This window comes from Phaeodactylibacter sp. (genome assembly GCF_022763345.1).
GTDB lineage: Bacteria > Bacteroidota > Bacteroidia > Chitinophagales > Saprospiraceae > Phaeodactylibacter.
In genome coordinates this window covers 1-14,839 of sequence record NZ_JALEGS010000039.1, presented here as the reverse complement: position 1 = coordinate 14,839, position 14,839 = coordinate 1, and the positions used below count along the sequence as shown (strand labels likewise).

The 14,839-nt window shown below is 52.9% G+C and carries 5 protein-coding genes; 4 read left to right on the top strand and 1 reads right to left on the bottom strand.

Annotated features, from left to right (window positions below):
* The first annotated feature begins 69 nt into the window (after positions 1-69).
* Positions 70-1,590: a glycoside hydrolase family 32 protein gene (locus MRY86_RS10620; protein ID WP_293567884.1), complete on the top strand. Its 1,521-nt coding sequence runs from the start codon at positions 70-72 to the stop codon at positions 1,588-1,590.
* 362 nt (positions 1,591-1,952) lie between these two features.
* Here MRY86_RS10620 and MRY86_RS10615 read toward each other — a convergent pair whose 3' ends face one another.
* Positions 1,953-3,032 (bottom strand): hypothetical protein, encoded by a 1,080-nt coding sequence (locus MRY86_RS10615; protein WP_293571429.1) that lies wholly within the window; start codon positions 3,030-3,032, stop codon positions 1,953-1,955.
* Between the two features lie 158 nt (positions 3,033-3,190).
* Between MRY86_RS10615 and MRY86_RS10610 the strand changes: the two genes are divergently transcribed.
* The 3 genes from MRY86_RS10610 to MRY86_RS10600 form a co-directional block, all read left to right on the top strand.
* Positions 3,191-7,249 (top strand): response regulator, encoded by a 4,059-nt coding sequence (locus tag MRY86_RS10610; protein ID WP_293566682.1) that lies wholly within the window; start codon positions 3,191-3,193, stop codon positions 7,247-7,249.
* A 155-nt stretch (positions 7,250-7,404) separates the two neighbouring features.
* Positions 7,405-8,589, top strand: a complete 1,185-nt coding sequence (locus MRY86_RS10605; protein ID WP_293566683.1) for a hypothetical protein — start codon at positions 7,405-7,407, stop codon at positions 8,587-8,589.
* Between the two features lie 42 nt (positions 8,590-8,631).
* The coding region (locus MRY86_RS10600) for a LamG-like jellyroll fold domain-containing protein (RefSeq protein ID WP_293571428.1) at positions 8,632-14,839 on the top strand (6,208 nt) is incomplete at its 3' end.

Below are 14,839 nucleotides of genomic sequence, written 5' to 3'. Positions count from 1 at the left end.
AAAATTGGCTTGAGCAGCCTACTTTTGCTCGCCTTATCGCATTGCACCACACCTACAAATCAAGCACCCATGGCAGCCGAAGAAGCCTACTATCAGGAGCCCCACCGCCCGCAGTTCCACTTCTCTCCGGACAGTATGTGGATGAACGACCCCAATGGCATGGTCTACTACGAGGGTGAGTACCACCTGTTTTATCAGCATTACCCCGATAGCACCGTTTGGGGCCCTATGCACTGGGGGCACGCCGTGAGCAAAGACCTCATCCACTGGGAGCACCTCCCCATTGCCTTGTACCCGGACAGCCTGGGCTACATTTTCTCCGGCAGCGCAGTTATCGACTGGAACAACACGAGTGGGCTGGGCGAACCGGGCCGGCCACCAATGATTGCCATTTTCACCCACCACGACCCGGTAGGTGCAGATGCCGGAACCCATGATTACCAGTACCAAAGCATTGCTTACAGCCTGGACAAGGGACGGAGCTGGACCAAGTACGAAGGCAACCCTGTGCTGCCCAATCCCGGTATCACAGATTTCCGTGACCCAAAAGTCTTTTGGCATGGAGACACAGAAAAATGGGTTATGATTTTCGCAGCGGGTGACCACATCAAGATCTACGACTCTCCCAACCTGATCGACTGGGCTTACCAAAGTGAATTCGGGCAGGGCATTGGCGGGCACGGAGGTGTTTGGGAGTGCCCGGATCTGTTCCCGTTGCAAGTGGATGGGGACACGACCTGGGTGATGTTGTTGAGCATCAATCCCGGAGCACCAAACGGGGGTTCCGGCACACAATATTTCTTGGGTGATTTCGACGGTAAAGCATTTAATATGCACCCGGCTTTCGCCGAAAAGGTAGCGGCAGACACGACATCCGGCAATCCGTTCTGGATTGACTACGGGCGGGATAACTACGCCGGGGTGACCTGGTCAGATGTGCCCAAAGAAGACGGGCGGCGTATTTTCATCGGCTGGATGAGCAACTGGAACTATGCCAACGTCGTACCGACCGATCGCTGGCGGAGCGCTATGACCCTGCCCCGCACCCTGAGCTTGCGGAATACACCAAAGGGGCAACTGCTTTGCGCCCAACCGGTGGAAGAAGTGAAGGCTATCGTACAAGACCAAACGGCTATCCCGGGCCAAACTGTCTCCGGACAGCTCGATCTTACCGGCATCCTGGACAGCCCCTCCCCCACCCTCCACCTGGAATTGCAGCTATCCTGGACCGCCGGTGAGCAGCCGGAAGAGATCGGTCTGAACTTTTCAAATACAAAGGGCGAATCTTACCGCATTACGCTGAAAGGCGACACCTTCTATGCTGACCGCAGCAACGCCGGGGAAACGGGCTTTGAGGAAGGTTTTGGCCGTACAGCCACCGCCCCACGCTGGTCCGACGCGAACAAGCTGGATGTGGAAATATGGCTGGATGTCACCTCGGTAGAATTGTTTGCCGATAGCGGTGCGACTAATCTGACGGAGATTTTCTTTCCGGATGAGCCCTTTACGCAGGTTACCCTTGAGGTGGAAGGCGGTACCATTGAACTTGAAAGCGGAGAGATTGGAAGGGCCGTCTCTATTTGGCAATAAAAAAACCGCACAAACACCGGGATGGTTTTGGACCCTCGATAAGACATGGTTAAGGCCGCCGGTGTGGTTCAGTAATCCCCTTGTCGCCGAAGCGAGTCCCGGTAAAACCAAGACTGAGGCCCGCCCTAGTCACACCAAGTCGTACCCTAATATAGTTAAAAATGTAGAGTCAAAACTTTTGATGCCTGTACGGTTGACCACCAAACTTCCTAAGAAGTACACGCTGCCGGGCAGAGGATGACTGTGCAGTGCCCCTGTCGCGCGTGCAGCGCGGCTTTTCAGCCAGTGATCATTGCAAATATAGGGATTAAAGCAGCGCAACAAAAGGGCACCCTTGTTAATCCCAAATCTTTACAAGGGGTTTACTCTTTTGCTTTAGGCCGAATAGCCAGGTGAAGCGAGATTACGTGCGAGTAAGTACTCTCCTCCGCACCCAAATCCGTGTAGGCATAGTCCACCGTCAGGCTGGATATCCGGAAGCCTACACCCAGGCTGGGGCGTGCTTTCAGGTTTTCGCCACCGTCAAAATCGGCGATCTGCTGGAACTGACTCACCCCGGCCCGCAGGAAAACAAATTCCTTATAATCCGCTTCCACGCCCCCGGCAATATCCATGCTGATGGGGTCGGCAGAGAGCAGGGTGTTACGGGCGCCATCGGTGGTGAAGATGAAATTGGCCTCTGGCATGAGCCCTACATTCCCAAACTGGAAGCGGCGGGCAGCACCGAGTAGGATTTGCGGGCGAGTGATTTCCACACTGTTGATGGGCACTTCGTTATTGGTGAGTTCCAGCACCTCCCGTTCGTCCTCTGAAAAGCTAAAGGACCAGGCGTTGAAGGTGGAGGTGACGTCTTTGGCCACCAGGCCGAAGTTCCAGTCTTTGATGCGGTACTGCAGCCCGGCATCCAGCCCGAAGCCCCAGGAATTGGCAAAAGGCCCAATGCGCCGGTGGATGACCTTAATGTTGGCTCCGCCCAGCAGTTGTCCCTTTTTTACCTTGAAGGGCTTGGCATAGCTCAGGATAAAGGCATAATCGGCAGCGGAAAACTCCGTGACGTTGTCGAAATTGATGGTGCCATCACTATTGTACAGGGAGAGGGTATTCGGAATACCGTCAATGCCGAAGCGCACGAGAGACAGCCCAATGCGGTTGCCATTAGCCAGGGCCGTGGTAAAACCAAGGTAGTCGAAATTGGACACGCCTGCGAACCACTCGGCATGCATGGCGCCAATCTGGTAACCATCATCCGGTTGCAAGGTAGCCAGGCCGGCTGGGTTCCACATACCTGCGGTCACATCATCCACACTGGCGATAACGGCGGTACCCATACCATGCGCCCGGCCACCCACGCCGATGGTGAGAAATTCGTTGCTGTATTTTTGTGCCTGACCGGAAAAGGCGAATAAAAGCCCTGCCGTCAGGAAGAGTAGCGTTCTGTACATAAGCTTGGTTGCGTTTGCTGCCATTTGAAACGCAATAATACGGCTTTGCGTGTGGTGTTAAAGTGAGAATAAATAGTTTTCTCCTTTTGCCTTCTTTAGAATGCTCTTGCAGATACCTTTATGCTTTTTGTAAATTTGGGGCTCGAGATAGGATAACCATGATATCAACACCACCTTTTCTGTTCAGGCTGATCTATAGATTCGGATTGTTGAGTTTGATGTTTGTCTCCTTATCTCTGGGAGCCCAATCCACCATCAGAGAGGTTTCCACCACTATACGCCATTATGACGTCCGCAGCGGGCTTCCCGACAATTCAGTATACAGCGTTGCAGCAGACGAGCGGGGTATCATTTGGGTAGGCACCAATAAAGGATTGAGCCGCTTCGATGGGCACCACTTCAAATCGTTTGACCGGTCTAATGGATTAAGAGAGGAAACCATCTGGAAGATCATCCCCAAAGGCAGGAAGCTTCTGTTGTTGCACCGCATGAGCTCCTCTGAGAAGTTTTCCCCGCTAATTGATGTTTTTGATATTTACGACGAGGCAGTTGTCTCCTTTGAGGCGTACTCTGGGGAAGCCACACCACTTGACTGGAATCAGGTTCAGTATTGTACCCCTTTGCCTACGGCTCAGCTGGGTTTCTTCCTGGCTAATGGAGCTTATTGCCTTTATCATCCCGGGCAGGACAAATGGCAGTTGCTGGAGCTATCCGCCGGGGAGCACTTGCTTTCAGCAGATGAGGCAGCGGGGCTTTACTGGACTCAGCAGCAGGAGAACGGCGGCACTGTGCTTCGGAGGTACGATCAGCTAAAGCCTTCGTCTAAGCCAGCTCAAACGCTGCTGCCAAATACGAAGTATATCCGGCCCATGCCAGTACAAAGAGGCGATACGACTGTGTTTTTGACCTCATTTCCGGAAACACCAAAGTTGCTTCTCGTTTGGGAACATAAAGGTAAGCTATACGTCAGAAAAGATTCAACGGACCTCATGCAGTTTAGGGAGAAGGTTAGTTTTGTAGACCGCTACGTTTGTTTCAACGAACTGGTTTACCTTCCCGATTACCATGCATTTTGGCTTGCTCAGGGTGCTGAAGCTGCGCTGCTATTTGAAGATGGGCACCTGCAGGTTATCAATGACGAGAAGCTTCAGCACCTGACTTCCTGGCGCCGCAGCGTCCTTATGCAAGATAAAACCATTTGGCAATGCAGCCACAGCGGGCTGTATCAGATAGATTTGCAGCAGACCGACTTCAATACCGCTTTTACAAATCTGAAGCGGCAAACGGGCTTTCGGGATATACTGCGGTTTGGGCAAGAGCTTTATTTTAGCTGTCAGGACGGAGTCTTGCCATTTAGGCAAAAAGACAAGCGTGAGCCCGCTCCGATACTTCCTGCTTCTATGTCTTCGGCTGTAGACCCACAAGGGCGGCTATGGGCAGGCAATCATACTCGTCTGTATTCATACGACCCGGCCTCAAAGGCGGTAGAAGGTTTCAATGTCCCCTTACATGAAATATGGTCGCTGTACGCGGACACCACGGGGCGGCTTTGGATGAGTGAATTGGGGCTCTACCGTTTTGACCCTGCAAGTGAGGTTACAGAAAAAATCAGCATTTCCTCTTTCCCGCAGCTGGATAACGCTACCGTCTACCATTTCTATGAAGCACATCCTGACAGCGTCTGGTTATGCAGTACGGCTGGGCTATACCTGCTCAACCCCTATTCCGGTGCTATTCAGCGCTATGCCCCCAACGAAGAGGGCCGGTTTAAGCTTCATGCCCGGGATGTAAGGCATGTATACCACGATGAAAGCGCTAATGTTTTCTGGCTGGCAACGGCAGAACAGGGGCTGGTCCGCTGGGACCGCAGCACCAATGAGTCAGAGTCCATTTTTTTCAAAGGTGAAAAAAGCCTGGTATTGCATAGCGTCTATGCAGATGCGGATGGGATACTTTGGCTGTCGAGTGAACAAGGCATCATACAATACGACCCACAGGGGGGGAATTCCCGGATTTATTCCACCCGGGATGGTTTGAATACCAACGAGTTTAACCGTATCGCTCACTTTCAGGATGAAGATGGCACGCTGTACTTTGGCAGTGTGAATGGAGTGACCTACTTTCACCCGGAATCATTCACAGATCAGTTGTCAGCTACCGTGGAAGCCCGGCCTCAAGTGGTGGAAATCCTTCAGTATCTGGATGCTGCGAATAAGACGGTCAATGTAACAGCAGCTTTCCTGGAAAAGCAGCAGATCGTATTCCATTCTCAAGACCGCTTTTTGACGCTTATGCTGGGCATGGAAGATGTCCGGCTCGGACAGGGGACCGTATACCGCTATAAGCTCAAAAGGGAAGGAGAATCCTGGGAAACTGTTGCTGATCAAACGATTACCCTGGGGCGGATGCCCTACGGGCGACAAACATTACTGGTGCAAGCCATACTGGAGAATGGCCTACCGACTACTGAAACGCTGGAAGTACCCATCTTAGTGGAGCGGCCTTTCTACCTGCGCTGGTGGTTTTTCCTGCTGGTAGTGGCCATCGGGCTGCTTGTCCTTTACCTGCGCACCCGGGCACTCGACCGCCGCAATCAGGAACTGGAAGCAGAAGTCAAAAAACGTACGGAAACGATCGCCAGAGACCGGGAGCTCATCCGGGAACAGGCGGCCGAGCTACGGCAGTTAGATGAACTCAAATCCCGCTTTTTCGCCAACCTTTCCCACGAGTTACGCACTCCGCTTACGCTTATCCTCAGCCCGCTGTCTCAATTATTGGAAAAGGAAAACCGCCCCGCTCTGCGGCCGCTCATTGAGCTTGCTCATCAGCAAAGCCGTAAAATGCTGCGACTGGTCAATGACATCATGGATCTGGCGCGGCTGGAATCCACCACGCTCGAAGTCCGGCACGCAGCCACTCCTTTGCTGCCGCTGCTAAAGCAGCTGACAAGCAATTTCGAGCTGCACGCCAGCCGGGAAGCGATCAGGCTGGAGCTGGACTATGGCTTAGCAGAGTCTCTTTGCCTACAACTGGATGCGCAGAAGACAGAAACGATCCTGTACAACTATCTTGCCAACGCAATCAAATTCACACCCGGGGGAGGCCAAATCACTCTATCCGCCCGAAAAGTGGAGGACACGCTGCACTTTGAAGTCTGTGATACCGGCAGAGGGATACCGGCTGCTGACCTGCCGCACATCTTCGAGCGTTACTACCAATCCAGGGTATTCAAAACCGTGGAAGGGGGCAGTGGGCTGGGCCTGGCCCTTAGCCGGGAACTGGCCAATTTGCTCGGCGGAAAGGTATGGGCAGAGAGCGAAGCCGGGGCGGGCAGCCGATTGTTTTTGCAACTGCCCTGGGTAGAAGCAGAACCGGTAAACCCGCTCGCCTCAGGTAAAAGCACTGGCACGAATATGAGTGTTGCCTTCGTATCCCCCGGTGACCCGCAGACCAGCTATCGCGTATTGATCGTAGAAGACCACCACGACATGCGCAACTACCTGCTTCAGCTTCTGTCTTCCCACTTTGAAGTGGAGGCGGTCTCAAACGGTCAGGCAGCGCTGTCTTATCTGGAGCAGTCGACCGCTCCGCCTGACCTTATACTCTCAGATGTCATGATGCCCGAAATGGACGGGTACGAACTGTTGCACCACCTGAAACAGAGCGATGCCTTCAGCCATATCCCGGTCGTCATGCTGACCGCCCGGTCCGCAATGGCCGACCGGCTGAAAGCTTTGCGCATCGGTGTGGATGACTACCTCACTAAACCCTTTATAGAAGAGGAGCTCCTGACTCGAATCCGCAACCTGCTGCGGCACGCTACAATGCGGCTACCTGAGCAGGAAGAAGATACCTTATCGGATAACCGCACCGCCGTTGCCCCCGAAAAAGCCACAGTCCGCCAGGTCTGGCTGGAGAAAGCTGAAACCATCGTACGAACGCACCTGTCCGAACAGCAGTTCTCCGTAGATTTCGTAGCAGCGCAAATGGGGCTGAGCCGACACACCCTCAACCGGAAACTCCGGCAGCACACCGGGCTTACCACCTCCCAATACATTCAGGAGGTAAGGCTCGATTATGCCCGGAGATTGCTCGAAGACAGCAAAGTTAGCTCTGTGGCCGAACTGTCAGAGGCTTGCGGCATGCGGGATCCCAAGTACTTTTCCAAAATATTTAAAGAGCGGTTTGGGCAGCCACCATCGTACTATTTGCAGTAATTGACAGCTTCGAAAAGCTGGTAACAATCGGTTTTGCTCCTTTATTCCTGCTTATTGCTCCGATCTTCCACCTTGCCAGATGCGCTACAAACCGTGCGCCTCCGCTAGCTTTGCCTTTATATTGATTTAATTCTAATAACAAATCATCACATCCAATGAACAGATTTAGTTTCCTGGTCCTGTGGGGGCTGCTCGTCTCCACTTCTGCAACTCTTTTTGCCCAAGCCAACCTAAGTGTACAAGGTACCATCCAACGTTCCTTCGGGGCAGCCGTTGACGACGGCAACTACAGCCTTACCTTCCGATTATACGAAACCGATGCCGGCGGCACCCCCATCTGGGAAGAAACTCAGGACGCCGTGGAGGTCATTGGTGGTGTTTACAGTGTGGTATTGGGGGAAGCCGAACCGCTTGATGCTCCTTTCGATCAGCCCTACTTCCTCGGCGTGTCCGTAGACGGGGGCACGGAGCTCACACCCCGGGCACGGCTGACTTCTGCGCCTTACGCTCTTTCGCTGATCGGGCAGGACAATACCTTCCCTTCAAGTGGTACGGTAGGCATAGGAACGACTGAGCCGGACGACCAACAACGATTGCACGTCGTTGGCAATACCAAGTTGGAAGGCGACCTGGAAATCACAGGCACCGTAACCGGCATAGAAGTAGACTTTGAAAACATCACTTCTGATATCAACACCTCCGCAAACATCAGTGCTGAAGGTACAGTCTCCGCCGGCAATGGTATCGAGCTACCCACGGGGCAAAGTATTTCGTACAATGGTAAGAACGACTGGAGACTGGTGGAAGTCGATGACTTTAGCCAGGATACCGAAGGCTGGGTATGCCAGAGAAGCTGGCGTGAAAGCGACTCACGCAACTTTGAGCGGTTTTCGCCTGGCACACCCTTTAGTCAGGGCTACATTCTGAGGCCTACAGATTTTGGATCTCATGCTTTGAAAAAGCAATTTGACCTCTCTGGCATACCTCACAGTGAAGTGAAAGTAGTTTTCACCTATCACTTCTTTGAGACTTGGGGCGGAGACCGTTCTGAATTTGGGTATGCTGCATTTGCGACCTCTCCTACTCCTGCCCAAGGCAGCGATAATGGGCAATTTCAGATAGGATGGGTGCACAGACGTGTTGATGCGGTAGGATTTGGAGGGACAGGATATGTCGACTTATATCCTCCCAATAACACTTTGGCAGACTACAACATGAGGGCAGAAATGATGGCTCAGACTGATGCCGATACCTTTTGGCTAATTGTCAGCTCCAATGTAGACCAAAGCGCGGATGATGAATCCTATGGCATTAGCAATGTAGAAATCTGGGTACGATAGGCTATTCTACTCCCCACCAAGCTATAACCTTAAATCATACTCATGAAAAATACATTACAGCAACTCCTATGGGTAAGCTTATTGTCTATCATCAGCTTGGCCAATGCATACGGGCAGAACAGCCCCAATTGCGAGACGGTCAGCGACGATGACTTCCTCACCGGGCGTGCCTTTTTCAACTATGGCAGCGCCACCAATGCTTTTAATACCGCCAACCGGGCCAATATTACCGTTGGGCAGCCTGTAGTGGGTACCTACTTCGGACAAACGCACAAAGGTGTCTATGGTTTTTGGTCCCGCTTTCTGCTCCCTCCCGCCGCGCCTGCCGTCATGGCCAGTGAGGGCGACCTCGAAGACCGGGTACAAATTGATTGGGCACCTGACCCATTGAGCCCTGCCCCATCCAGCTACAAAATCTACCGCAATGGCTCCCTGTTGGCTACAGTAGATGGAGAAACCTTCTCCTTTCTGGACTTCAACGTCCTCGCTGGAAAATTTTATACCTATGAGGTTAGTGGAGTCAATACGTTTGGAGAGGGGAAACGCGGTTCTTCTCTCGGCTTTCTCAATCCCAATGGCGTGGTAACGGGCAAGGTGGAAACCTTCAGCGGCAACGCGGTACCGGGAGCTATAGTCACCCTCACGCCTACCTTGGGCCATTCAATTGCCTTCAACGGGGCAGACGATATGGCTTTCGCCGAATACAACCCGGCTTTCCCCCGTCACGAATTCACGGTATCTGCATGGGTGAAGCTGGGGGACGGCAACGATAATGCAGGCATCATAGACTTCGGCAGCACCATTGGCAAAAACTGGTGGCTGCACACCCTTCCTGCCTCTTCCGGTAAAGGTATCCGCTTCGGCATCGGCCGGGATGCCGGTGATGTCACCGAGCTGGACTACGCCTTCCTGAGCGAAACCGGGGACGACTGGCACTACGTGGCAGCAAGCTACAATGGCGCATCTCTGCTGCTTTATGTGGATGGAGAACTGATCGAAACGGCGGTAGGTACTGTACAAGCGGATAGCATCCCGCTGTTCCTGGGCAAAAAAGCCGATGATACTGGTTTCTTCAACGGGCGAATTGACGAGGTGCGCTTCTTCGACCGGCAACTGGCTCAAACGGAGATCCAAATGTTCATGAACCGCACGGTGCATGGCAACACTCCGGGTCTGGCTGGCTACTGGAAATTTGATGAGGGCGTTGGGGCCAAAGCATTTGATCAGAGCGCACTGAAAGCCCGCTTTTACTTTTGCGGTGCCGAATGGTCGGATGACCGCCCGGAAGTGGTCAATTCCGGGATCACAGATGAGAGCGGTTTTTACGAAATTGCCGGGATCAACTACGGCAGCGGGCAAACGTTTACGGCTCGTCCTTCCAAAAGCTTCTATCTGAATCAATCCCTCGAATTCAATGGCGTCAATGGCAGTTATGCTGACCTGACAGATTTTGACATCAAAGACACCTCTGCCATTACCACAACGGTTAAGGCTTTCGACTTCAGCGGCAATCAGGCGGTACTCAGCAAAGCAGATGCAGGCGGCAACAACCTGTTTGCCCTCTGTCTCAATGCAGGGCAGCTTGAGCTTGTGCTCAACGAAACTTCCCACGCTTTCGGTCCGCTGGAAATGGGCTTCCATCACATCGCCGTCAACCTCATACAAGACGGCAGCACCCTGGCCACAGAAGTCTACAAAAACGGCAACCTAATGGGTACCCACAGTTTCAGCGGCGTGGCCACCGATTGGGCAGGGCTGCCCTGGAAGATCGGCGCCAAAGCCGATGGGACCAGTAGCCACCGGAGTTTTTTTACCGGCCTGATCGACGAAGTAGTTTTCTTCGACTCCACCCTTACACTTCCGCAAATACAAGAGTATGCCAATATCGGCACAGATGTGAATAACCTCTTCCTGAAATCAATGTTTGGGCTCAACGAAGGCGAAGGCATGCAGCTGGAAGACACCGGGCCTGCATTTACAGGGCAAGGCACCCTTTTTGGTGCTACCTGGTCTACCGTTTCTTCCATTATGGAGACCATTGCGCATGAATTTACTCCTGCCAGCCGCCTTGTTACTCTCAACCCCAGTAATACAAGCGTGGACGAGATTGACTTCGTGGACCAAAGTACTATTCCTGTTAGTGGCTTTGTTCGTTATGAGGGTACCACCTGTTTTCCTGAAGGCATTGAGATCCTCGTTAATGGGCAGTCGAATGTACCCAAAATTCTGACAGATGAAAATGGCAAATTCGTGGCAGACTTCGAGCCCGGTGCGGATGTGGTGCTTACTCCGGTATTTGAAGACCACACCTTTTTCCCAGCCTTCTGGGAACTGGAAAACCTGAATGTGCCGGTATCCGGTATACTTTTCCAGGATCAGACCAAGCGAACGGTCACAGGGCAATTAGCAGGAGGCAAATGCCGCCGGTCTATCATTCCCGATGGCAGCATCGTCCGCGTTAAACTGTCTACCCTCGATGGCTGCTACGAAGAGACCCAGCGCCTGGAAAACCCGAATGGAAAATTCACCTTCTCCAATGTACCCCCGGACTCCCTCACCATAGCTGTGATTGAGCATTCCAATCCGGTTATCTATGATTACTTTCAGAATCAGGGCGGGCGCACACTTGATTTGCGTATGAAAAGCGATACCGTTGATTTCATCTATCTGGCGCCCCCACAGGTAGAAATGACACAACTGGACACCAACTCCTGCGGCGACCCCATGCTCAATCAGCTGCAAACCGCCAAAACCACCATACGGGTGTTTGAGGCTTACGATGGGGGCGTATGCTACCTCGACACCGCTCTGATTACCATCAACAATGAAATTGCCAACCTTGCCCAGTTCGACACTCTCATGACGGAAGGGAGCCTTGTGCACCGGTTCCGGGCTGATGCGCCTAATATTGTGCCGCCCTTTCTCAAAACCCTTCAGGTAACTGCCGAGGCACACGACGAACAGGATACCAAAGCCCAGAGTGCTGTTGTACTGGGCAGGCGGCCACGGGAAACAACATTCACTTCCACCGCGCCTGAACTACCGACCATCATTTTGAGAGACCCGCCGGGCGATGGCAGCTATTCTTATCTGGAAACCGGAGAGACCACCTGCCAAAACTGGAGTTTTGAAGCAGCCAGTACCATGAATACGGAGGCAGGCGTGACTGTATCCCTGGGCCCTGATATCGAGACAGAGATGGGGACTCCGTTTTTCGCCACCTCCCTGCAGGTAGATGTCACTGCAGATCTGGGGTATCAGCTGGAGGCGAGTACCACCTCCTACACTTCCAACGAAATGGAAACCTGCCTGACGATAACGAAGAATATTGCCACAGATGACAATGAATTTATTGTAGGCAGCGATATGGGCGGAGACGTATATGTCGGTGGCGCTATGAACTTTATTTATGGCATTACGGATGAGCTCCTCTACGATACGGCCTCCTGCAGCTATCTGCTTGATAAAGGGCTCTACATCTTTCCGGAAGGATTTGCCACAACATTTATTTACTCTGAGCGGCAAATTACAGACCTCGTCATCCCCAGCTTACTAAATATTGGCGATACAGTGAGCGCTGAACGATGGCAGGGGATCATCGACCTGAATACTCAACTCAAGGAGGAAGCCATATTCGACCGTAATATCACTTTTGATGCCGGAGTAGTTTACGAAGAATCACAAACATCCGAAGTAACCAAAACCATTACCCATTCCTGGACGCAGGATTTCAGCAACGGATTCTCATCAGAGTTTGGTGTCAATGTTAATGGTATTGGTGTGGTAGCAGGGCTGGCGATGTCCTGGTCTACAGAAACCACTTCCACTACTTCTGGTACTACCTCTACCGAGCGGACCACAGGTTTTGTACTCACTGATGATGATGGGCTGGACAACTTTACCGTCAACATCAAAACAGACCCAGCTTACGGCACCCCTGTATTTGACGTAGTCAGCGGCCAGTCAGCCTGCCCCTGGGAGCCCAATACGCAGCCCCGCGAAGAGGTGCAACTTACCAGTAATAGCTTCGTAGCAACAAATGTTACAGCTAACGAAGCTGCTATTTTTGAACTCACGCTTGGTAACACTGCTCCTTCAGGGGATGCAGGGTTTTACATCTTGGAGCTCGTTCCGGAAAGCAATCCCGATGGGGCTATCGTAAAAGCCAATGGCGTCGAAATCAATGCCAGCGAACTGATCTACCAAATCCCCCCCGATGGTTCGCTAACGGTTACCATTTCTGTAGAGCGCGGCCCGGTGGAGTATACCTACGAGAATCTGCGTATTGCACTCCGGTCCGGATGTGAATTCGAGCGCGCTATCTGGCTGGGGATTCCACGCGAAGGCGTAGACGAACGTTTTTATAAAGAAGTGGAACTCGATGTATACTTCCTGGAGCCTTGCAGTGAAGTGGACTTGGGCTTCCCGTTGCAAGATTGGGTGCTCACACCGGAAAGTGGGAACATCCTCAACATCACTGCTAATGGATATGATACCAGCGATCCCGATCTGGAACTCATCCGCGTGCAGTACCGCCGCTCTCAGGGCGATGGAGCGTGGATTAACATCGCCGAGCTGGAGAAAGAAGAGCTGGGAGATGTATTCACTATCGTCCCCTGGAATACGCAAGGGCTACAGGACGGGCTTTATGAAGTCCGGGCAGTCACTCAGTGCTTCGGGGCACAAAATCCGGGTATCTCAAAGGTGGTAAAGGGCAAAATAGAGCGTACACCTCCTCGCCTCTTCGGCTTACCTCAACCTGCCGACGGCGTCCTTTCGCCGGGAGACGAGATCAGTATCACCTTCAATGAGCCTATTCGCTGCGACCTGCTCCTACAGGCAGATGTTTTCAACAACAATAACATCGGCTTGTACAATACCGCAACCGGCGAGCTTATCGATGCGGTGATCAGCTGTAGCGAAGATAAAATCATTGTGGTCCCCAATGTGCCCAACCAATTTATTGAAAACCAGATTCTGCGCGTAGTTGTGGAAGGTGTGGAAGACCAGGTTGGCAACCTGCTGGAAGAACCCGTCAGCTGGGAGTTTTTCGTCAACCGCTCCACTTTGTACTGGGAGGTCAATCAAATTAAGGAGGTCATCCCGGAAGGCGATGCACTGGTAATCACCCGCGACATCCGCAATCAGGGAGGAGCCGCCGCTAATTTCACACTTACTGACCTACCCGCATGGGTGGAAGCCAGCCCCCTGTCTGGCACAGTAGCTCCGGGCTCCTTCGAGACGGTCACTTTCACCTTCCCCTCAGACCTGGTTACTGGCAGCTATGAGCACATCCTGCCTATGATGACTGCCGAAGGGGATGAACCATTGGATATCAATGTTCAGGTTACGTGCCCACAGCCTGTATGGGAAGTCAACCCTATGGACTGGGCTTATTCCATGACGATGACACTTCAACTCGATATTGAGGGGGAAATCTCGACTGATAAACTCGACCTCATCGGTGCCTTTGTTGGCAGTGAGCTGCGCGGTGTGGCAGCTGTGGAGTACGTACCGGAAGTAGAAAAACATCTTGCTTTTCTGACGGTTTACAGCAACAACCTGGTCGGGGAGACGGTGACCTTCCAGATTTGGGATGCTATGGAATGTCTGCTCTTCGGCAGCACAAACGAAAGCTTCGATTTTGTAGCCGATGACCTCATCGGTTCGCCCATTGTGCCGCAGGTCATCCATACGAACAACCTGCTGCTGCGTAAGATCCCGATCTTCCCGGGCTGGAACTGGATCTCCTACAACCTGGAGCTGCCAGACCCGAGCATCAATGCGGCCCTTTCGAGCCTGACGCGCCCGGAGGATGCCACTATCAAGGGGCAGACAAGCTTCAGCCAGTACTTCAACGGCGGCAGTGTCTGGGCCGGCTCCCTGACGGCCCTGTCCCACCTGACGATGTACCAGTACAACGGCACCGCTTTCGACAGTTTGGAGATCCTGGGCAACCCGATAGACCCGGCTACGCCCATGAGCTTGTCCGCCGGCTGGAACTGGATCGGCTACCTGCCGCAGGCGGGCATGCCGGTCAATCAGGCCCTGGCATCGCTCAGCCCGCTCAATGGCGATATCATCAAAAGCCAGGCTGGCTTTGCGCAGTTCGTTGCAGGCGTAGGCTGGGTGGGCAACCTGGACTTCATGAGCTCCCCGAACGGCTACCTGATCAACCTGGGCGAGGCGGGCACGCTCACCTACCCGGAGAACTTCAACGGGCCCAACGAGGAAACTTTCCGCAATCAGG